General features: G+C 35.4%; 14 protein-coding genes and 1 riboswitch. Of the genes, 11 read left to right on the forward strand and 3 right to left on the reverse strand.

The window, feature by feature from the left end:
* The 7 genes from I7822_RS22620 to I7822_RS22650 form a co-directional block, all read left to right on the forward strand.
* On the forward strand, positions 1–86 hold an 86-nt coding region (locus I7822_RS22620), incomplete at its 5' end, for an IS3 family transposase (RefSeq protein WP_207981230.1).
* A 195-nt stretch (positions 87–281) separates the two neighbouring features.
* The gene (locus tag I7822_RS22625) at positions 282–1,292 is read left to right on the forward strand and encodes a LacI family DNA-binding transcriptional regulator (protein ID WP_207981342.1); all 1,011 of its coding nucleotides are present in this window, start codon (positions 282–284) and stop codon (positions 1,290–1,292) included.
* Positions 1,293–1,492: 200 nt separating this feature from the next.
* A complete protein-coding gene (locus tag I7822_RS22630) occupies positions 1,493–2,734 on the forward strand; it encodes an ABC transporter substrate-binding protein (protein ID WP_243459626.1) in 1,242 nt (413 codons plus the stop codon).
* Positions 2,735–2,947: 213 nt separating this feature from the next.
* Positions 2,948–3,811, forward strand: a complete 864-nt coding sequence (locus I7822_RS22635; protein ID WP_207981343.1) for a carbohydrate ABC transporter permease — start codon at positions 2,948–2,950, stop codon at positions 3,809–3,811.
* Positions 3,812–3,813: 2 nt separating this feature from the next.
* Positions 3,814–4,632, forward strand: coding sequence for a carbohydrate ABC transporter permease (locus I7822_RS22640; RefSeq protein WP_207981426.1), 819 nt, complete (start codon positions 3,814–3,816; stop codon positions 4,630–4,632).
* A 165-nt stretch (positions 4,633–4,797) separates the two neighbouring features.
* Positions 4,798–6,480, forward strand: coding sequence for a glycoside hydrolase family 13 protein (locus tag I7822_RS22645; RefSeq protein ID WP_207981344.1), 1,683 nt, complete (start codon positions 4,798–4,800; stop codon positions 6,478–6,480).
* A gap of 75 nt (positions 6,481–6,555) precedes the next feature.
* A complete protein-coding gene (locus I7822_RS22650; protein ID WP_207981427.1) occupies positions 6,556–8,190 on the forward strand; it encodes a glycoside hydrolase family 13 protein in 1,635 nt (544 codons plus the stop codon).
* 28 nt (positions 8,191–8,218) lie between these two features.
* On the opposite strand, the gene I7822_RS22655 is transcribed toward I7822_RS22650, so the two are convergent.
* Entirely contained in the window at positions 8,219–10,042 is a 1,824-nt protein-coding gene (locus tag I7822_RS22655; RefSeq protein ID WP_243459637.1) for a DNA ligase D, read from the reverse strand.
* Positions 10,043–10,128: 86 nt separating this feature from the next.
* On the opposite strand from I7822_RS22655, the gene I7822_RS22660 reads away from it, so the two are divergent.
* Positions 10,129–10,650 (forward strand): D-glycero-alpha-D-manno-heptose-1,7-bisphosphate 7-phosphatase, encoded by a 522-nt coding sequence (locus tag I7822_RS22660; RefSeq protein WP_207981346.1) that lies wholly within the window; start codon positions 10,129–10,131, stop codon positions 10,648–10,650.
* Between the two features lie 190 nt (positions 10,651–10,840).
* Complete coding sequence (gene pulA / locus I7822_RS22665; RefSeq protein ID WP_207981347.1) at positions 10,841–16,720, forward strand: type I pullulanase; 5,880 nt, start codon at positions 10,841–10,843, stop codon at positions 16,718–16,720.
* A 314-nt stretch (positions 16,721–17,034) separates the two neighbouring features.
* On the opposite strand, the gene ku is transcribed toward pulA, so the two are convergent.
* Positions 17,035–17,943 carry a non-homologous end joining protein Ku gene (gene ku / locus I7822_RS22670; RefSeq protein WP_207981348.1) on the reverse strand — a complete coding sequence of 303 codons (909 nt, stop codon included), beginning with the start codon at positions 17,941–17,943 and terminating at the stop codon, positions 17,035–17,037.
* 327 nt (positions 17,944–18,270) lie between these two features.
* Entirely contained in the window at positions 18,271–19,050 is a 780-nt protein-coding gene (locus tag I7822_RS22675; protein ID WP_207981349.1) for an undecaprenyl-diphosphate phosphatase, read from the reverse strand.
* 221 nt (positions 19,051–19,271) lie between these two features.
* Between I7822_RS22675 and I7822_RS22680 the strand changes: the two genes are divergently transcribed.
* Entirely contained in the window at positions 19,272–19,883 is a 612-nt protein-coding gene (locus I7822_RS22680) for a DedA family protein (protein WP_207981350.1), read from the forward strand.
* Positions 19,884–19,971: 88 nt separating this feature from the next.
* A riboswitch (yybP-ykoY riboswitch) is annotated at positions 19,972–20,083 on the forward strand.
* 98 nt (positions 20,084–20,181) lie between these two features.
* Positions 20,182–20,976, forward strand: a complete 795-nt coding sequence (locus I7822_RS22685) for a TerC family protein (RefSeq protein WP_207981351.1) — start codon at positions 20,182–20,184, stop codon at positions 20,974–20,976.
* The last annotated feature ends 324 nt before the right edge of the window (positions 20,977–21,300 follow it).

The following is a 21,300-nucleotide window of genomic DNA, read 5'->3' on the forward strand; positions in this document are numbered from 1 at the left end:
TGGTTTACTATAACAATTACCGTTATCAATGGAATTTAAAAAAGATGACCCCTAACCAATATAGGAATCATCTTCTAGTTGCGTGACTCTTTTTTTCTTGTGTCCTTGACACGGGTGCCAGTTTAATATTGAGTCCCTCTTTTTTTCGTAGAAAAATAAGTGAAGGGTAGGACATAAGTTTGAGGAATAGTCCACAAAATGAAAAAAAGTATTGAAAAGGTTTTCTTTGAATGATAATATAACAACGTAAACGTTTTCTTAAGTTAGAAAGTAGGTAACTCATGTCATTTACTATTAAGGATGTTGCGAAACTAGCCAATGTATCCATCGCAACGGTATCAAGAATTATTAATAACCAAACCGGTTATTCAGAAAAAACAAAAAAGAAAGTCCTCGAGGCTATTGAGGAATTGGGCTACGAGCCAAATGCTGTAGCAAGAGGCTTGATTAATAAACGAACACATACAATTGGGGTGCTGTTTCCAAAATTATCAAGTACTTTAGTGACAGACCTGTTAAGTGGAATAGAAAAAGCTACTCATGATGTAGGGTCAAGTGTCATTGTTTGCCATACAGAATCAAATGGTGAGAAAACAATGAAATACCTTCAACTGTTAAATGAAAAGCGTATTGATGGTATTATTTTCACAAGTGCACCATTACTAGAAGAATATTATCAATATATTAAGAAAATGAATGTCCCGATGGTTCTTTTGTCGACAGAAACATATGCGCATCCTGTCCCATACGTTAAGGTTAATGACAGACACGCAGCCTATACTGCTACACAATTTTTAATAAATAAAGGCCACAAAAAAATAGGAATGATTAGTGGGAATAAAGATGATATTATTTCGGGAAAACCAAGGATAGATGGTTATATAAGTGCACTTCAAGATAATAACCTACTAGTAGATGAAAAGAAAATAATATTTAATAGAGGATTTAGCTTTTACGATGGAATGGATAGTTTAAAGATTTTATTGAAACAGGCTCCTGATATAACGGCAGTTTTTGCTGCAAGTGATGAATTAGCAATTGGAGCAATTTCTTCGGCCTATCAACTTGGGATAAAGGTACCAGACGAATTATCGATTATTGGTTATGATAATTTAAGTATTGCTGAAATGTCAGTACCCCCGCTAACAACTGTCGCACAGCCCCTCACAGAGATGGGAGAAATGGCTGCTAATATGCTATTTGAGATGTTGGATTCTGATAAATTAATAGAAAGTAGAATAATGCCACATAAAATCGTTGAGAGGAAAAGTGTAAGAGATCAGGAGGTGTAATTTTTTTTGAACTATTACGTAAACGTTTACTGATATATTATAAAAAACTAAGTATGAATGTAAGGTAGTGTTTTTTTAATACAATGAGTAAACGTTTACTTAGGACTTTAATTTGAAAAATTTTTAAAATGTTTAAAACCGTAAATGTTTACGCAACATAACTATCAATTAATCAAATACCATTTTTAGGGGGAATTACTATGATGAAAAAAGTAACAGCAAGTATCCTTAGTCTTGCATTAGGGACTTCCATTCTAGCAGGATGTGGAGGTAATGAAGGTGGAGGTGCTGAAGATGGAAAAGTTACATTAGAACTTTTCTCAAACAAAGCCGAAAGTATTGATACCTATAAGGGGATTATTGCAGAATTTGAGGAACAAAACCCTGATATTAAAATTAAACTTGATGCACCTCCAGAGGCAGAAACAGTATTGAAGACTCGCTTAACGAAAAACGACCTGCCTGATATTATGTCAATTGGTGGTAATGCCACATATGGCGAATTAGGTCGTGCCGGAGTATTACATGACTTCTCAGATTCAGAATTACTAAAAGCAATTCAACCTTCTTATGTTGATATGATTGGCCGCTTAGTCGGTGCTGAAGAAGAAGGTGTATTCGGACTTCCATATGCAACTAATGCTAATACTGTTATTTATAACAAGCAAAAGTTTGAAGAATTAGGTTTGGAGGTTCCAAAAACTTGGGATGAGTTTATTGCTATTTTAGACAAAGCTAAAGCAGCTGGAGAAATTCCAATTTACTTTACCTTAAAAGATGCTTGGACTGGAATGATTTCTTGGAACTCACTTGCTGCAAATATTGCTGGTGAAGATTTTGCTGAAAAGAAAAGTGCTGGTGAAGCAACATTTGTTAAAAGCTATGATGAAGTAGCTGACAAAATGCTAACCCTTACAGAATACGGTCATAAAGACAACATGGGTGTTGCGTATGGGGATGGTAATAATGCCTTTGCTAATGGAAAGGGTGTTATGTATATCCAAGGAAACTGGGCAATTCCTGAAATTGTTAAAGCTAATCCAGATATTGAACTTGGAACTTTCGCTATGCCTGTAACTAATGATCCTGCTCAAAATAAACTTGTTTCTGGTGTAGATGTATTATTAACGATGAGTGAAGAAACAGAGCATAAAGAGGAAGCAATGAAATTTATTGAATTTATGATGAATAAAGACACTTCAAAACGTTATATTGACGAACAAAAAGCATTCTCTGCTATAGAAGAAGTATTCCAAGAAGATCCTGTATTTGAAGGAATTAAAACAAACTTTGAATCCGGAGCTATTACAAGCTTCCCTGATCATTACTATCCAGCAGGTATGGGTGCAGAAAATCTTGTTCAAGAATTCTTAATTGAAAAGAAAAAAGAAGCATTCTTGAAAAAGCTTGATAGTGAATGGAAAAAAGTACAGAATCGTTAAAAAATTAGTTGATGGAAAGGGCATCTACTGTTGGTGCCCCTTTCTATTTATAGTCTTAGTAATCACAATAGCCTTGCTCTTTGATGTATAAGCCACTCCTTAATTAAAGGTGAAAATGTAATAGAAGTACCTTTTATTAAGAAGCGTCTTATGCATGATAGAGCATAAAAAGGGTCATAGATGTGATTTATTTGCTCAAAAGGAGAGGTAAAAATGAAAAAGAAAAATTCCGTATATATGCTTATTGCAATACCTGCGTTTATCCTTTTTTTCATCTTCCATACTTATCCCACTCTCCAAGGGATTTTCTACAGTTTTACAGATTGGAAAGGATATGGGGATTGGAGTTTTGTTGGAATAAAAAATTATTTAAATGTTTTTAAAGATGAGCGGGCTCTAGATGCATATGGGTTTACCTTTAAATTCGCAATTATTTCTACAATATTGGTTAATATCTTTAGCTTACTTGTTGCTATGGGGCTTAATGGAAAGATTAAATTTCAAAAGACACTTCGTGCAATTTATTTTCTTCCATATATATTAAGTATTTTAATCGTCGGATTCATTTTCAACTTTATTTTTACTCATTTCCTTCCAGGAATTGGGGAGAGTCTAGGAATAGAATTCCTATCAAAAAATATATTAGGAGACCCAAAGTTTGCATGGCTTGGTATCGTCCTTGTAGCAGTTTGGCAATCGGTGGCCTTTAATACAATTCTCTATTTAGCAGGACTTGTCACAATTTCTGAAGACATTTATGAAGCTGCAAGTATAGATGGGGCTGGAGTTTGGACAAAGTTTTGGAAGATCACTTTCCCTCTAATTGCACCTTTCTTCACTATTAACATGGTATTAGCAATGAAAGGCTTTTTAATGGTATTTGATCAAATTGTTGCTCTTACTGGCGGAGGACCTGGTAAATCAACAGAATCGATCTCACTTTTAATTTATCGTGGCGGTTTTGAAGGTGGAGAGTTTGCTTATCAGTCCGCAAATGCAGTTATTTACTTCATCGTGATTGTCGTCATTTCAATTATTCAACTTAAATTCTTAGAAAAACGAGAGGTGGAAAACTAATGATCAACAAAAAAACAAACTGGCCTGTTACCACTCTCTTAATTGTCGGGACATTACTCATTTTACTACCTTTGTATTTAACGATTACTATTGCCTTTAAAACACCACAGGAGATGGCAGGGAATTTACTAGCCCTCCCAAAATCATGGTCATTTGACAATTTTACACAAGCAATTGAGATGACAAATTTCTTTAGTGCTCTTGGAAACACGGTATTTGTCACTGTCTTTGTTGTGATTTTTACTGTACTTACAAATTCATTAGTGGCGTATGCAATCGCCCGTAACATGCATAAAAAGGCATATAAATTCTTATTTTATTATTTTGTAAGTGCGATGTTTATTCCTTTTCCAATCATCATGTTACCAATCGTAAAACAAACGGCTGCTTGGGGAATGGATAATCTTGTTGGCCTAATTATTCTATATGTTGTGTTCAATTTATCGTTTAATACGTTTATATATGTAGGGTATATTCGTTCTATTCCAAAAGAGTTAGAAGAAGCAGCTGTTATTGATGGAGCAAGCACATGGGGTGTTTTCTGGAGAGTCATTTTTCCATTATTAGCACCTATGAATGCTACTGTCGCAATTATTACATGTTTAGGTGCTTGGAATGACTTTATGCTTCCACTTGTCATGCTGAGTGATCGAGACATGGCCACATTGCCATTAGTTCAATACATTTTCCAATCACAATTTAGCACAGACTATAACCTGGCCTTTGCATCATATTTAATGGCCTTAGCACCAATGATTATCGTATACATCTTTGCACAAAAATGGATTATTAGTGGAGTTATGAAGGGCTCGATAAAATAATTGGGGACAGTCCCCCAAAGTATTTGATTTAACGAGAAATGCATATTAATCCTCAATAAATAAAGAGAATAAAACCAATGGGGACAGTCCCCAAAAAGGTCCCTAAGTCAATGTGAGATGACTAAAGTGGAAATTAGGGACTGTCCCCCCAAAGGAGTGTACAACATGAACAAAACATGGTGGAAAGAAAGTGTCATTTATCAAATTTATCCTAGAAGCTTTAATGATAGTAATGGTGATGGGATTGGTGATTTAAAGGGGATTACAGAAAAGCTTGATTACTTAAAGGATCTTGGAATTAATGTGATCTGGCTTTCTCCTGTTTATCAATCCCCAAATGACGATAATGGCTATGATATTAGTGACTATCAGGATATTATGGATGAGTTCGGTACAATGAAGGATTGGGAAGAACTATTACAGGAAGTTCATAACCGCGGAATGAAGCTGATCATGGATTTAGTTGTTAATCATTCCTCTGATGAGCATGCATGGTTTGTTGAATCTAGAAAATCCAAAGATAATCATTACCGTGACTTCTATATTTGGCGTCCTGGTAAAGATGGTCGTGAACCAAATAACTGGGAATCAGCATTTAGTGGTTCTACATGGGAATATGATCAAGCAACAGATGAGTATTTCTTACATATTTTTAGCAAAAAGCAACCTGATCTAAACTGGGAGAACCCAAAGCTTCGTAATGAAGTATACAAAATGATGACATGGTGGCTTGATAAAGGAATTGATGGATTCCGAATGGATGTTATCAATTTCATCTCAAAAGTACCAGGATTACCTGATGCACCTAACCCAGAAGGGAAAAAATATGCATCAGGTGGAGAATTCTTTATGAATGGTCCACGCATTCATGAATTTTTGCATGAAATGAACAAGGAAGTTCTTTCAAAATATGACATCATCACTGTTGGTGAAATGCCAGGTGCCTCTGTTGAAGACGCAAAGCTTTATACTGGTCATGAACGCGAAGAATTAAACATGGTTTTCACATTTGAACATATGGATCTTGATTCAGGGCCGAAAGGGAAATGGGATTTAAAGAAACTTAATTTACTTGATCTAAAGGAAAATATCTCAAAATGGCAAAATGGATTAAATAGAGTAGGTTGGAACAGCTTATACTTAAATAATCATGATCAGCCTCGAATGGTTTCACGCTTTGGTAATGATAAAGAATACCGTGTTGAATCAGCAAAAATGCTTGTTACGTTCCTTCATATGCTACAAGGTACTCCATATGTGTACCAAGGTGAAGAAATTGGGATGACAAATGTTCGTTTTGATTCGATTGATGACTATAAAGATATTGAAATTATAAATATGTATAAAGAAAAAGTTATTGAAGGTAACGAAGATTCGGCAAAAGTAATGGAATCGATATATGTAAAAGGTCGAGATAATGCAAGAACACCATTCCAATGGGATGATAGTGAAAATGCAGGATTTACGACTGGTAAGCCTTGGATTAAGGTAAATCCAAATTACAAAGAAATAAATGCAAAAATAGCTGTTGAGGATCAACATTCTATCTATAACTACTACAAGAACATCATTCAGTTAAGAAAAAATCACCCAATTATCGTTTACGGTGATTACGAGCTTATTTTACCAGAACATGAATCAATCTTTGCTTATACACGTTCATTCGAAAATGAAATGTTGTTGGTGATTACGAACTTTAGCGGTGAAGCAACTCGATTTACCCTACCTGGTAATGTGACAATCACTGCTCCAGAACTTTTAATCAGCAATTATGATGTTTCTCCAAATGAAGACATCCATTCATTTGAATTGCGCCCGTATGAAGCAAGAGTTTATAAAAGTAAATAGATTTTATCAATGCAGGTCATTCTTATGATCTGCTTTATTATTAACAAATACTGAGCTAAGGATGGTTAAATAATGATAAAAAAAACATGGTGGAAGGAAGCGGTTGTCTATCAAGTATACTGGCGCAGCTTTTATGATTCTGATGGTGATGGATATGGTGATTTACAAGGGGTTCTTGAAAAGTTAGATTACATTAAAGAGCTAGGAATTGATGTCATTTGGTTAAATCCATTTTATGAATCTCCGGATCATGATAATGGTTATGATATTTCAAATTATTATGAAATTATGGATAAAGCGGGTGATATGGGGATTTTCAAGAAACTAGTAAGTGAGATCCATAGTCGTGAAATGAAGGTAATTATGGATTTAGTTGTTAACCATACTTCTGATCAACATCCATGGTTTATTGAATCTAAATCTTCGAAAGATAATCCGAAGCGTAATTGGTATATTTGGCAAGATCCAAGGAACGGAAAAGAACCAAATAATTGGCGTTCTTACTTCGCTCCATCAGCATGGGAATATGATGAAAAAACTAAACAATATTATTTACATTCTTTTGCAGTAGAGCAACCAGATTTAAATTGGCAAAATCCTGAGCTTCGTCAAGAAATCTATTCCATGATGCGTTTTTGGCTAGATATGGGAATTAACGGATTTCGAATGGACGTCATTAATTTGTTAGCTAAGCAAGATGGCTTCCCTGATGCAGAAGACCCGACTAATATTAGCTATCTTGCAAATAATCCTGGTATTCATGAATACCTTCAAGAAATGAACAGAGAGGTTTTACAGCATTATGATGGTATGACAGTTGGGGAAATTCCATTTGTTACGCCAGATGAAGGCCTTCTCTATGTTGGAGAAGATCGAAATGAGCTTAACACATTGTTCCATTTCCAAGTTGCTGATGAAATGCCAACCTGGGATATGCTCAGGTTTAAAGAAATCCAAAACCATTGGTATCAAGGTTTGAAGGGTAAAGGCTGGAACTCTCAGTTTTTAAATAACCACGACCATACTAGACAAGTGACTCGTTATGGAAATGACTTAGCTTATCGAGTTGAATCAGCAAAACTATTAGCGACAATGATTCATACTCTTCCTGGAACTCCGTATGTTTACCAAGGTGAGGAGATTGGTATGACAGGTGTGCGCTTTGACTCAATTGATGATTATAATGATATTGCAATGAAAAATAAATACAAAGAGGAAGTGGGGAAAGGGAAAGATCCAAACGAGGTGTTTGATAGTCTTCTCCTATTAAGCCGTGACAATTCAAGAACACCAATGCAGTGGAGTGATCAAGATCAGGCTGGTTTTACAAATGGTAATCCATGGATTAAAGTGAACCCTAATTATAAATATATAAATGTAGAAGAAGCTTTAAAGGATCTAAACTCAGTTTTCTATTACTATCAAAAGCTTATTACTTTAAGGAAGAAGCATGATGTAATGGTCTATGGAGATTTCACAGATTTATCAGCAGGAGATGGACATTTGTATGTTTATACTAGGACCCTTAATGAAACGACCTGGCTTATCGTATTGAACCACTCAAATGAACCTCGAGAGTATTTTTTACAAAAAGAACATCAAGGTTCAAAAAAAGAATTACTCATTGCTAATTATGACAATCATGAACTGGAGTTAGGTGCTTCAATCATTTTGCAGCCTCATGAAGCACGTATTTATAAAATAAACTGATAGATACTAAGGGTCTAAAACCAACTATTTAAGTTGAAGTTAGACCCTTTATTAATGTTTGCAATGTTTCATCTTGGGGAGAAGAAAAATATTCCTGAAATGGACATCCAATTGTATTAGCCCGGTTAAGTACATTTTCAATAGTAAATTGATCTACAGAAAGGCTATTGTTTACTTCTGTCCAATCTAATGGAGCGGCAATGTAGGCACCTTCTTTTTTGCCTCGCAGGGAATAGGGTGCAATGATTGTTTTTCCCTCTGAGTGCTGAATATAATCGACATACAACCGATTACCGCGATTTTTTTTCATACGTTCAATTGTAAAGTCATCTGGAAAGCTGGTCACTAAAAACTCGGCAATAAAGGCTGTAAAGACTCTCGTTTCATCATAACTTAGCGAGTTTTTTGATAGTGGGATATGAATTTGTAATCCTTTGTTACCTGAAAGCTTAGGAAATGTTTTTAACCCAAATTGATCAAATATCTTTTTCATTTCTGTTGCTGCTTTAATGGCCAGAGAGAAATACTCCTTTGATGGAGGGTCTAGATCAAATACAATTTCAGTTGGATAATCTGTGTCAATTGTTTGAAAGGGGATATGAAATTCAAATGCCAATTGATTACCTAACCAAAGTAATGTTGATAAATCGTTGCAAATAATATAATCAATATCCTCATGCTTTTTTGTTTCGATAAAGCTTGGTGTATAATCTGGTCGATTTTTTTGGTAAAAAGCTTCACCAAACATACCATGTGGAAATCGGATGACGGTTAATAGACGATTTTTTAAAAAAGGAAGCATAAGCGGTGATATTTGATAAAGATAACTTAAGAATTGTTCTTTTTTAACGTCCATTGTTTCCCAAAGTGGTTTATCAGGGTGTGTAAACGTAACTTCCTCATGAATAGGTGCAGTTGATAATAGAAGCTGATCCCATGTGCATTCTACATGGTGTATATCAAATCGAAATGAACTAAATGAAGGCTCGCGCAACTGTTCCTTATAAAGAGATAAAAATTGTAATTCTACAACAATAGCCGGATCAATCTCCACGAAGCTTGGTGTTTCAGAGCGTTTGTTTTCCTTCACAATCTTAATTAGTGCTTCACGTTCTTCACTAGTGATTCCGTGAGAAAAAACTCCAGCCTGAATTATTTCTTCACCTTTTAAAACAGCAACATGAAAATACCCATTTTGCTTATCATAACCAGAAATAAAAAGACTTGCATGTTTATAATTTTTTATCTTTAGCCATTGTTTTGTGCGTACACCACTTTCCCACTTGCTTTTTAACTGTTTTGCAATCAATCCTTCACCATCATTAAGCCTCATTTCTTTCCATAAATCAGTATATTGCGGTGTATATGGAACATACTGTAAAAGATTGGAGAGTAAGGGATCCACGAACGCTTTGAGGTTCACAGCCTTGAAAAGCTTTTGAAGCTGCTCCTTTCTTGTTATTAACGGTTCATTTTGTATCGATTTTCCGTTAATCTCAAGTAGATCAAACGCTAAATACCTACATGGAAATTGGGTTGCAGCCTGATTTATTTTCTCTTTGTTTTTTAACCGACCCCTAATCTGTAATTGTTCAAAATCAGAAAAATGTTTTGATGTAAGATAAACAATTTCACCATCAAGCGTAAGTGGTAAAAAAGGTTCTAGCTTTTGACGAAGTTGTCGGATTTCTTCTAAGATTTCTGGGAATGTATGATTTAAAGACTTTTCGTTCCTACTTATTATGTCAATGGTTTGATTCGTGATGGTAAGAGTGGCACGGAATCCATCGTACTTTGTCTCATATACCCAATCATTACCTACAGGGATTTCACTATGTAAAGTTGGTAGCATTGGTTTCACTGTCAATTCACCCTTTATCAAATGTCTTACTTATAATATGGACAGTTAATCAAGAATCATGAAAGGATGTGAAAATTTTGAATAGAGCTGTTTTTCTTGATCGCGACGGTGTAATAAATGAAGTGCTAAGTAAAAGAGTTAAATTTGTTAATAAACCAGAGCAAATGTTTTTGCTTGAAGGTGTAGGAGAAGGAATTAAATTATTAAATGATGCTGGGTTTTTAGTGTTTGTAGTGACCAATCAAGGTGGTATTGGTCTAGGGTATATGAAGGAAGTGATGCTAGTTAAAGTACATGAAAAAATGAAAAATGATATCGCTGAGTATGGAGGGCAAATAGACGATATTATTTATTGTCCACACAAGCCTCATGCTGGTTGTGCCTGTCGTAAACCAGAACCTGAAATGCTACATAGACTTGCTGAAAAGCATCAAGTTTCTTTAAAGGAGAGTTTCATGGTTGGTGATCGTGATGTTGACATTTTAGCAGGAAGACAAGCTGGAACAAAAACTATTTTAATTGGAGATAATGAAGGATTAGCAGATTATCAATTTCCATCATTGTATGAGGCTGCAAAATGGTTAACGAATGAAAAGTAGGTCTACATAGACAAAATCCTTACATTGAACCATTGCGGTAAATTTACGAAAGTGATATTCTAAAGATAAATTTTATGTAAACGCTTGTACGATCAATTGATAAGATTTCTATTTACAGAAATCTTGTTTATTTAACTTTTTGTGCAAACGTTTTCCTAAATAACTTTAGTCAAAGGGGAGGTTATGCGGATTGAGAAAGTTTAAAATGAAAGCGCTATCTAAATTAGTTATCTTTTCATTGGTTTTACAGGTTTTTTCGGGCTTGTTTCTTTCTGCAAGCATTACCGCGATCGATTCGAATTCTGTTAGTAATGATGATGGTATTATTACGTTTAGTTATGAGGGAGAGGCAGCTACTGTTAAAGTAGCCGGAAGCTTTACAGAGTGGGAATCTGGAGCCCTTAACATGACTGAAAAAACGCAAGGGCAATGGGAGCTTAAAAAGGATCTTCCAGCAGGGACATATCAATATAAATTTATTGTTGATGGGAAATGGATTCTTGATCCTTCTAATCCCAATCAAAAGGATGGAAACTCCATTTTAACAATTAAAGACACACCTACAGTGAATGATACACTTAAAATCACTAGCCCAGTCATAAATGAGGATGGAAGTGTAACATTTAACTATGAAAGTAAAGGGGAAAAAGCATTATATCTCATCGGTAATTTTGTAGATTGGGAGCTTACGAAAGCAATTGAAATGATAGAGAAGGAGGGCGTTTTTTCTGTAACGGTCCCTAACCTAGAAGCTGGGGATTACCAATATAAATTTGTGCAAAACAATCGTTCTTGGGATGAGTCGACAATAGATCCTGCAAATCCTAATACAGTAGATGGAAATTCAATATTTACAATTGAATCTCCTAAACCTGTGAAAGTTCAATCTGCATTAATGGATTCGTTAACTGAAATTTTAGTGACAACAAATAAAGCAGTAACTGATCCATCTTTCAAAGTAATTGAGAAAGAAACGAATAAAATAGTGAAAACAACAACAACGGCTATTAGTGATAAAAAAGTAAAACTATCCTTAGCTGATGGTGAAAAAGTAGACGTAAGGAAGATCTATGAAGTAAAGATAGGAGACTCAGAACCAACAAAAATCATAATGCGAGAGATTCTAAATGATGAAAGCTTTTATTATGCAGGAGATGATTTGGGTTTTTCATATTCACCTAAAAAAACGACATTTAAACTATGGGCACCAACAGCAACAAAAGTAAGTCTAGCAATCTATGAAAATGCTGGAAGGTATGAAGATGCATTTGTAATCGATCATTCTGATGGTAAAGAAACAGACATGACGAGAGCTAGCAATGGTGTTTGGTCATTAGATCTAAAAGGAAATCTTAAAAACAAATATTATATGTACAAAGTAGAGTTTGCAGATGGAAAAGTAAACTATGCAGTAGATCCATATGCACGCGCGACTTCAGCTAATGGTCAAAGAGCAGTGATCGTTGATTTAGACAAAACCGATCCAGCAGGGTTTGATCCATTAGATAAACCAGCAGTTTCTTCACCAAATGATGCGATACTTTATGAATTACATGTAAGAGATTTTTCCATTAACGAACAATCGGGCATGAAAAACAAAGGGAAATATTTGGCATTTACTGAAAAGGGAACTACTGGCCCAAACGGTGTAAAAACAGGTGTGGATTCTTTAAAAGAATTGGGAGTAAATTATGTTCATCTACTACCTACCTATGATTTCGGCTCTGTAAATGAATTAACAGTTGATCACCCTAACTCACCAGATGCAAAATTCAACTGGGGCTATGATCCAGTTCACTTCAATGTACCAGAGGGCTCGTATTCTACCAATCCAAAGGATCCATCTAGTAGAATTAAAGAATATAAGAAAATGGTGAAATCTTTACATGATCAAGGGATTCGTGTTGTGATGGATGTTGTGTACAACCATACATACATGAATGAATCGACACAGTTGAAAGGAGGTTCACCATTTGATTCTATCGTCCCTGGCTACTATTATCGTACAGATGAGACAGGGAAAATCACGAATGGTTCAGGTACAGGAAATGAAGTTGCGTCTGAGAGACCAATGGTTCGTAAATACATTAAGGATTCTGTTCATTATTGGGCATCTGAATATGGGATTGATGGATTCAGGTTTGATTTAATGGGATTAATCGATAAGCAAACGATGCAAGAAATTACGAAAGAACTAAAAAATCAAATTGATCCAAACTTTTTGATTTATGGCGAACCGTGGACTGGTGGTCCTTCAAGTTTGCCTCAAGCATTACAAAACGTGAAGGGTTCCCAAAAAGATCAAGGCTACGCAGTATTTAATGATCACATAAGAGGAGCCATTAAAGGAGATAGCGACGGAGCTGGAACAGGTTTTGCCACAGGTGCAAATGATAAAGAAGCGGAACTAGTTAAAGGTCTCCAAGGCTCGATCCATGACTTTACAAATCGTTCTTCTGAAAGCATTAATTATGTAACTGCACACGATAACTTAAATCTATGGGATAAGCTCATGCGGGTCGCAGAGATGGATGGAAATCATGAGGATATAAATTATGATCCACATGCTGTGATTACAGAAGAAAATGAATTAGATAATGAATGGGTAAAGCGAAGTCTTTTAGCAAATGGTATTGTCTTAACCTCACAAGGGATCCCCTTTTTACATGCAGGGGAGGAAATGCTCAGAAGTAAATACGGTGAACATAATAGCTATAAGAGCCCCGATCGAATTAATCAAATTCGTTGGGAATTAAAAGATGAGTATCAATCTGTTTTTAATTATTACCAAGGATTAATTACGTTAAGAAAAACACACCCTGCTTTTAAAATAGATTCAAAAGAAGAGATTGAAAAAAATCTAGACGTTTTTAAACACAATGAACAAGTTGTTGCCTTTCAGTTGAAAGAAAATGCAAACAATGATCCATGGGAAAACATTGTAGTCATATACAATGCCAATAAAAAAGCGAAAGAAGTGACACTACCTGCGAATGGTGAATGGAATGTCGTTGTAGATCATACAGCAGCAGGAGTTGAAACAATTCGAACAGTAAAGAGCAATAAAGTTTTAGTTGAGGGACTTTCGATGATGGTGCTATACGATCAAGCTGAAGCAGCATATAAGCCTATTGCAACAACCATTGAAGTCACTCCTCAGTCACTTGCAATAAACCCAAATGAATCAAAGAATATGTTCGCTTATGTCAAAGATCAGAGGGGAAGAGTGATGTTAGGAGAAAAAATCAAATGGTCTTCTTCAAATAAAAAGGTTGTAACGGTTTCAAATGGAAAAGTAACTGGTATTAAAAATGGTAAATCGACGATTACCGCAAAAGTAGGTAAAATAACCGCTGAAATAGAGGTTATAGTTGATAATTTAGCACCTGAGCTTATAACAATTGTAGGGAATAATTCCATTTTTGAAACCTATTCTACACAACTTTCTGCTCTTGTAAAAGACCAATATGATCAAGACATGCTGGGAGCAAAGGTAACATGGAGCTCATCTGATAAGACGATCGCAACGGTTGATAATACAGGAAAAGTTACGGGTATGAAACCAGGGATTGTAACAATAACAGCACAATCTGAAAATGCAATTGCTACATTAGAGATGACAATTAACAAAAATGTAAAACGTTATGTACGGATTAAATATATAAGGCCTAATGGAGATTTTACGGGTGATTTTGGGGCTTGGAATCTCTGGGTTTGGAATACAGGAGTAAAAAATGATCAAATAGACTTTGAATCAATTAAAGGTGACACAGCGATAGCAAATGTGGAAATCGCACCTGAGACAGAATCAATAGGTTTTTTAGTACGAAAAGGAACGGATTGGAATACAGCAAAGATATCACCAGACAGTGATGATCATATTGTGCAAATTAATCGCGATGATTTAATTACAAAAGTAACTGTTGTAACAGGTGTTACAGGTCAAACAGTGGTACCAACTGTTACAGGTCCAGTTTTAGAGGATGGTAATGTCACATTCTACTACAGAGATGAAGAGCTCTTCCAGGGGGAGAGCATGCATACAATTGATCAAGTTAAAATTAAAATCGATGGTAAAGAGTACACAATGCAATACAGTGAACAAGATGAATACTTCTCTTATAAGCTTGAAGACTTAGCAGAAGGGACTCATGAGTATAGCTTTTTAGTCACAAAAGATGGTAAAACAACTGAGGTTACCGACCCGAAAAACACTAAAAACGAAAAGTCAATCATCACATATAATCGTCCAGATCTAACAATTGAAGCAAGTGTAACACCAAATGAATTTTCATCTGATGAAAATGCGGTTCTTTCCGTAAAAGCTTCATCAAATGAAAATGTAACCATAAAGGAAATGTTTGTAAACCTAGAACCACTTGGTGGACAGGAAAAGGTTGAAATTGACCCTGAAGTTGGCGCTGTTTCAATTGCTGCCAACGAATCAATATCAGCAGGTGAGAAGGAAGTAGTTGTTACGGTAGTTGATGAGTATGGAAACAACCATACAAAAACAATCAAGGTAACTGTTATTCCAGAGCCAACTGTAGGTGATGAATTAGATTTTGATTGGGATGAAGCACGAATTTATTTCATGCTAACTGACCGCTTTAAGGACGGAGATCCTTCTAACAACGGCACAAACGAATATGATCAAGACCATGCTGAAGCATATCATGGTGGTGACTTTCAAGGGATTATTGACAAGTTAGACTATATTGATAATCTAGGAATTAATACAATTTGGATTACACCCATTGTGGATAATATTGACTTTAACAAAGGGTTGGATTTCACAACTGCAGAAGGTCTAGAAGCAAAACAATATGGTTATCACGGTTATTGGGCAAAGGACTTTACAGCATTAGATGAGCACTTAGGTGATATTGAAACATTTCAAGAGTTAATTGAAAAAGCTCATGACCGCGGCATGAAAATTATGTTAGATGTGGTTGTAAATCATGCTGGTTATGGTGTGAATGGAAAAATGAATGACGCGTGGAAAGCTGATTCAGACAATCTCCCGACAGATGAGGAAGTCTCAAAATTGCAGGGCATGTTCAGAACAGTTGATGAAGATCCAACTGTCAGAGGTGAACTTGACAATCTTCCAGACTTCAAAACAGAAGATCCTGAGGTACGTGCGAAAATAATCGATTGGCAAACGGCATGGCTTGAAAAAGCAAGAACTGATCGCGGCGACACAATTGATTTTTTCCGAATTGACACGGTAAAGCATGTTGAAGATGCAACCTGGCAAGCATTGAAAAACGACTTAACTGTTATCGATCCTGATTTCAAAATGATTGGTGAATATTGGGGGGCAAGTGTTGCCAATGATGGCGGATATTTAGGGACTGGTCAAATGGATTCGCTTCTTGACTTTGATTTTAAAGAAAAAGCAAAAGCATTTGTAGATGGAAGCATTGATAGTGTCGAAACATATTTACAAGCACGAAACAACCAACTTAATAACACAGCAACACTAGGACAATTTTTAAGCAGTCATGACCAAAATGGCTTTCTATCTGAATACGTGAATGGAGATGTAGGCAAATTAAAGGTTGCTTCAGCATTACAAATTACCTCGAAAGGTCAACCAGTTATTTACTACGGAGAAGAATTAGGCAGGTCCGGTAAATCAGACTGGGAAAAAGAAGGTGAAACTGTATTAAAATTTGGGCAAAATCGTGATGATATGCCATGGGGGCTACTTGAAACAGAAGATCCTAACGCAATGGCATTACACAAGCATTATTCAACATTACTAAACATCCGTGCAGAGTATTCTAAAGTATTCTCAAAAGGTACTCGTGAAAAAGTAGCAGGTGGAGATGCTGAAGGCTATTTAGTATTTAAAAGAAAATATGAAGAAGAGCAGGTTTTAGTTGGATTAAATGTAAGAGACAATGCAAAACAAGCAACATTTGTAGTAGATTTTCCCGCTAATACTAAGTTTAGAGATTTATACAATGATAAAGAATATATAGTAAACAGCAACAAGGAAGTAACAATTAATATACCAGCGAAAAATAATGGCGGTACAGTTGTGCTTGCTGTAATGAAGTGAGTAAGAAGGACCTAGTGACTAGAAACTATGGAGTAACAGAACTAGGTATATTTTAAAAAATAGGTTTTGAAAATAATTTAAGCTCCTTACCGTTTATTCTAGCTTAAATTAGGTAGTAGGATTGGGCAAATGCTTAGATGTTCAGTAATAAAGCTAGATTGGAAATATATTTGTATAATAAACACGCTTAGTGACAGGAAATGCTGTTATCTAAGCGTGTTTTTAGTGTGAATTTCGAACATAATCGAGAAGCTCTGCTAATGCCCACTTTGGCACTTTGTTGATAAAAACGGATATGTGACTCATGGGATCCCCTAAGCCTTTTTACGGACAGTTTTCGTCTTTTTAGCAGTTGTTGGACTTGGTGCCATTTGCTGACCACCTTCATCACCAGCAGCTTTAGCTTGTGTTGCTTTTGCTGGTTTAACAGGCTTTACTTTTCCTTGTGGTTTTTTAGTTTTTTCAATACTTGCTTGTAGTGCGCTCATCAAATCAACTACATTTTGTCTTGGTGCTGCTTCTGTTGGTGTTTTGCCCTCGTCTTGATTTACTTTTCGTTCAATTAGTTCTTGAAGTGCGAGTCGATAGTCATCCTTATATTTTTCAGGGTCAAAGGTTGTAGTAAGTTGATCAATTAACATGATGGCAGTTTCTAGCTCTTTAGTGCCAACTTCGACCTGCTCAGGTACACTTGGAACTTCTTTCACATTTCGAACTTCATCTGGATAATGGACTGTTTCCATGACAATGCAGTTCTGGTAAACACGGACCATTGCTAGTTGTTGTTTGGAGCGGATTGTTATTTGTGCAACACCAATTTTACCGGATTGATTTAATGCTTCACGTAGTAATCCATATGCTTTTCCACCATTTTCACCTGGACCAATGAAATAAGCGCGACTAAAGTAAATGGGATCAATCTCTTCCATTTTAACAAAATCAATGATTTCTACGGTTTTGTCCTCATGCTCGTCCTTTAGTTCTTTAAGTTCTTCATCAGAAAGAACAACATATTTCCCTTTTACATATTCGTAACCCTTGACAATTTCTTCGGTCGAAATTTCTTCATCACAATTAGGGCATTTTTTTTCATATTGAATCGGTGTATGGCATTTTTTATGAAGGGTTCTAAGTTTAATATCTTTATCTTCAGTTGCTGCATAAAGCTTTATTGGAATGTTTACCAGTCCGAAACTGATCGATCCTTTCCACATCGTATGCATACAATTCCCTGCTTTCCATCGTATATTTTAAAATGATGATAGAGGTTGTTCTGTTCACTCCACTATATTTGGGATACAGGCTAACATAGTGGTTAATAGTGGTTAATTCATTGATTTAGCTTAAATACGACATACCTATTTTTTATTACTAGCATAAGTAACTTTTTCCCTTTTCATGACTAGTAATACATACCAATGAAAAAAGCCAAAAGCTTAATGCTTTTGACTTTTAAAAAAGTTCTGTTAAAGCTCACTGTTGTTTTTTGCACTTTGTTGGGCTGATATCGAACTCGTGCTGCGGAAATCAACAACCAAGTTTAACAGATACTAAAAAATAGCTAATTTTTGCAAAATAATAATGATTCCACCTAGTACCCATACATAAATTGCAAAAATCTTTAGGGACTGTCGCTTAACAAAGGAAATCATAAATTTAACTGCTAGATATCCAAAAAAAGCAGAAGAAATGGTTGCAACAAGCATTGATAACAGGCTAATTTGTGGAACGTTCCCTGACATTACATCTTTCAGCTGAAAAATGACACCACCAAAAATCGCGGGGATTGAAAGTAAAAATGAAAAATAAGCAGCAGCTTCTTTGTCCATTTTTCTTATAAGCGCACCAACGATCGTCATACCAGACCTAGATATCGCTGGGAAAATTGCAAATGCTTGAAAGCTTCCAATAAAAAAAGAGTCAAAAAGAGAAAGGTCGTCTATCTTTTTTGCACCATTTCTAATTGAGTCGGCAAACCATAAAAATAATCCAGTTACGAGAAATTCCCAACCAATTGTTACACCTGTTTTTGAGATTTCATCAAAAAAGTCACTGAACAATACACCAGTAAAAACAGCTGGAATTGTTCCAACTACTAGCAATGCAGTTATTCGACTAAACGGTTTTTTTATCAGGTTGATTATGATGTCCTTATAAAAAACAAGTAAGGCAATGAGTGTACCAATGTGAAGCATTGTATCTAAATATAAGCCTGCCTCCTCTAAGCCGAATAGCTTTCGTCCAAGATAAAGGTGTCCTGTACTGCTTATTGGTATAAATTCTGTTAATCCCTGAATGATTCCTAAAATAATTGCTTGGAGCCAATCCATATTAATTCCTCCTAACCAAATGAATATGAAGTATTCTCGTAACCATTTTAAAAAAGTAGGAATGATAGAGGAGTGAAAGAAGTTCATTTCAACGGAACTTGCAAATGCCAGATTTAGTGTAGTTTTATCCTCGTTCCTTCATAAAAATGGTTGTCTGTATACATGAATATGTGTATTATATAGGACGGTAGAACTTCTTGAATGAAAATAGGTGATTATTTATGGAAGAGTTTATTTTATCAATCATAGAAAATTTTAAAGAGCTATCATATTTAGGAATTATGCTTGCATTAACGATTGAATTTGTGCCAGCAGAGCTTGTTTTGCCTCTTGCAGGTTTTTGGGTATATGAAGGAGATATGACCTTATGGGGGACTGTTTTAGCAGGAACGATAGGGGGCACTTTTGGTCCATTAACACTTTATGCAGTTGGAAGATTTGGAGGAAGACCATTTTTATTGAAATTTGGTAAATTTGTTTTCATTAACGAAGAAAAACTTGCAAAGGCTGATACATTTTTTGCACGAAATGGAGCAATGGTTGCTTTTACCGCAAGATTTCTTCCAGGTGTACGAACTTTAATTTCGATTCCTTGTGGCATGGCTAAAATGAATGTTTGGGTGTTTTCAATATATACCTTTTTAGCTATGTTTCCTATAACATTTATTTATGTTTACCTAGGGTTTAAACTTGGCGAAAGATGGAAAGATGTTGCAGAATTAGCTAATTCTTATATACTTCCAATTGGAATAGGGGTTTTAGTTATTTTTCTCCTTTATAAATTTCTCTCAATCAGAAGGAAAAAATTAATTAACAAGAATATTGTTAATTAAGGCACTTATCTACTGGTTTTTGCACTTAGGAAGAAAAATCTGTTGACAAAAATATAAGCTTCAACATATGATAATAGTAACTTAATATTCTTCTTTCAAAGGGGAGTAGCGTTCAGGGTAATACCTGAAAACAAAGTCGTCATTTCATGGATTTACTTCCATCGGCTTTGTTGGCATGATCGGATTTGTAACACATGCTCAGCAAGACCTTTGCCTACGTTGGCAAAGGTCTTTTTTTGTTGTCCTTTTGCTAACACGGGGTATAAGAAAATAGACCTAAAGCATAGGAGGAGAAAAAATGGATGTAACATTATTGTTGGAGTATGGATGGGTATTACTTGTTCTTGTCGCTCTTGAGGGAATATTAGCAGCTGATAATGCACTTGTTATGGCGGTGATGGTAAAGCATTTACCGGATGATCAAAGGAAAAAGGCTTTGTTTTATGGGCTTGCAGGTGCATTTGTTTTACGATTTGGTGCATTATTTTTAATTTCGTTTTTAGTAAACGTATGGCAGGTTCAGGCGATTGGTGCCATTTATCTACTTTATATCTCAATCAATCATATTATAAAGAAATTTGTACTGAAAAAGCATGAGCATCAAAAAAAGGTAAAAAAAGAGTCTGGCTTCTGGGGAACAGTATTGAAAGTAGAATTAGCTGATCTGGCATTTGCTGTTGATTCTATCTTGGCGGCGGTTGCTTTAGCTGTAACATTACCAGCTACTAATCTTCCTGTCATTGGTGGGTTAGATGGTGGTCAATTCCTTGTAATCCTAGCAGGAGGAATTATTGGAATTATCATTATGAGATTTGCTGCTACGTACTTTGTAAAACTTCTAAAGAAAAAACCAAATCTTGAAACAGCAGCTTTTGTCATTGTAGGTTGGGTTGGAGTAAAGCTAGCGTTGTATACGTTAGCACACCCAGAAATTGATCTAGTGTCTAAACACTTTATTGAATCAGCAACATGGAAAGTGATTTTCTGGATTGTTCTTGCTGGAATTGCTATTGGCGGCTGGTTCCTATCGAAGGATGTAAAAGTTGAAGATGAGACAGATCAACAATTAATGAAAAAGGTTGAAAACCAATAAAAGGATTTAAAGACGTTTGATAGTAACTTGTCAGACGTCTTTTTTTGTAAGTAAATATTAAATATTGGAATTTATGGAATGTTTATACTTAAAGATTATCCAAAAAAGGAGGTTTAATGTAAGCAAATTCTTGAAAGTGACATCTTTTTATGTCAAATATGTAACAAAATATAGGATTAATTACTTATATTAATTTTTTTTTGAAAATATTTTTTTGTGCACCCTTAATACGGAAAGATGTATCGAAATAATGTAGTGTAAGAAGAAATAAGCCATTAGAATTAAAAGGGGGTAAGGGGTATACAAATGGTTCAAATAAGGAAA

The sequence above is a fragment of the Metabacillus bambusae genome (assembly GCF_017497975.1).
In the GTDB taxonomy this organism is placed as follows: Bacteria; Bacillota; Bacilli; order Bacillales; family Bacillaceae; genus Metabacillus; species Metabacillus bambusae.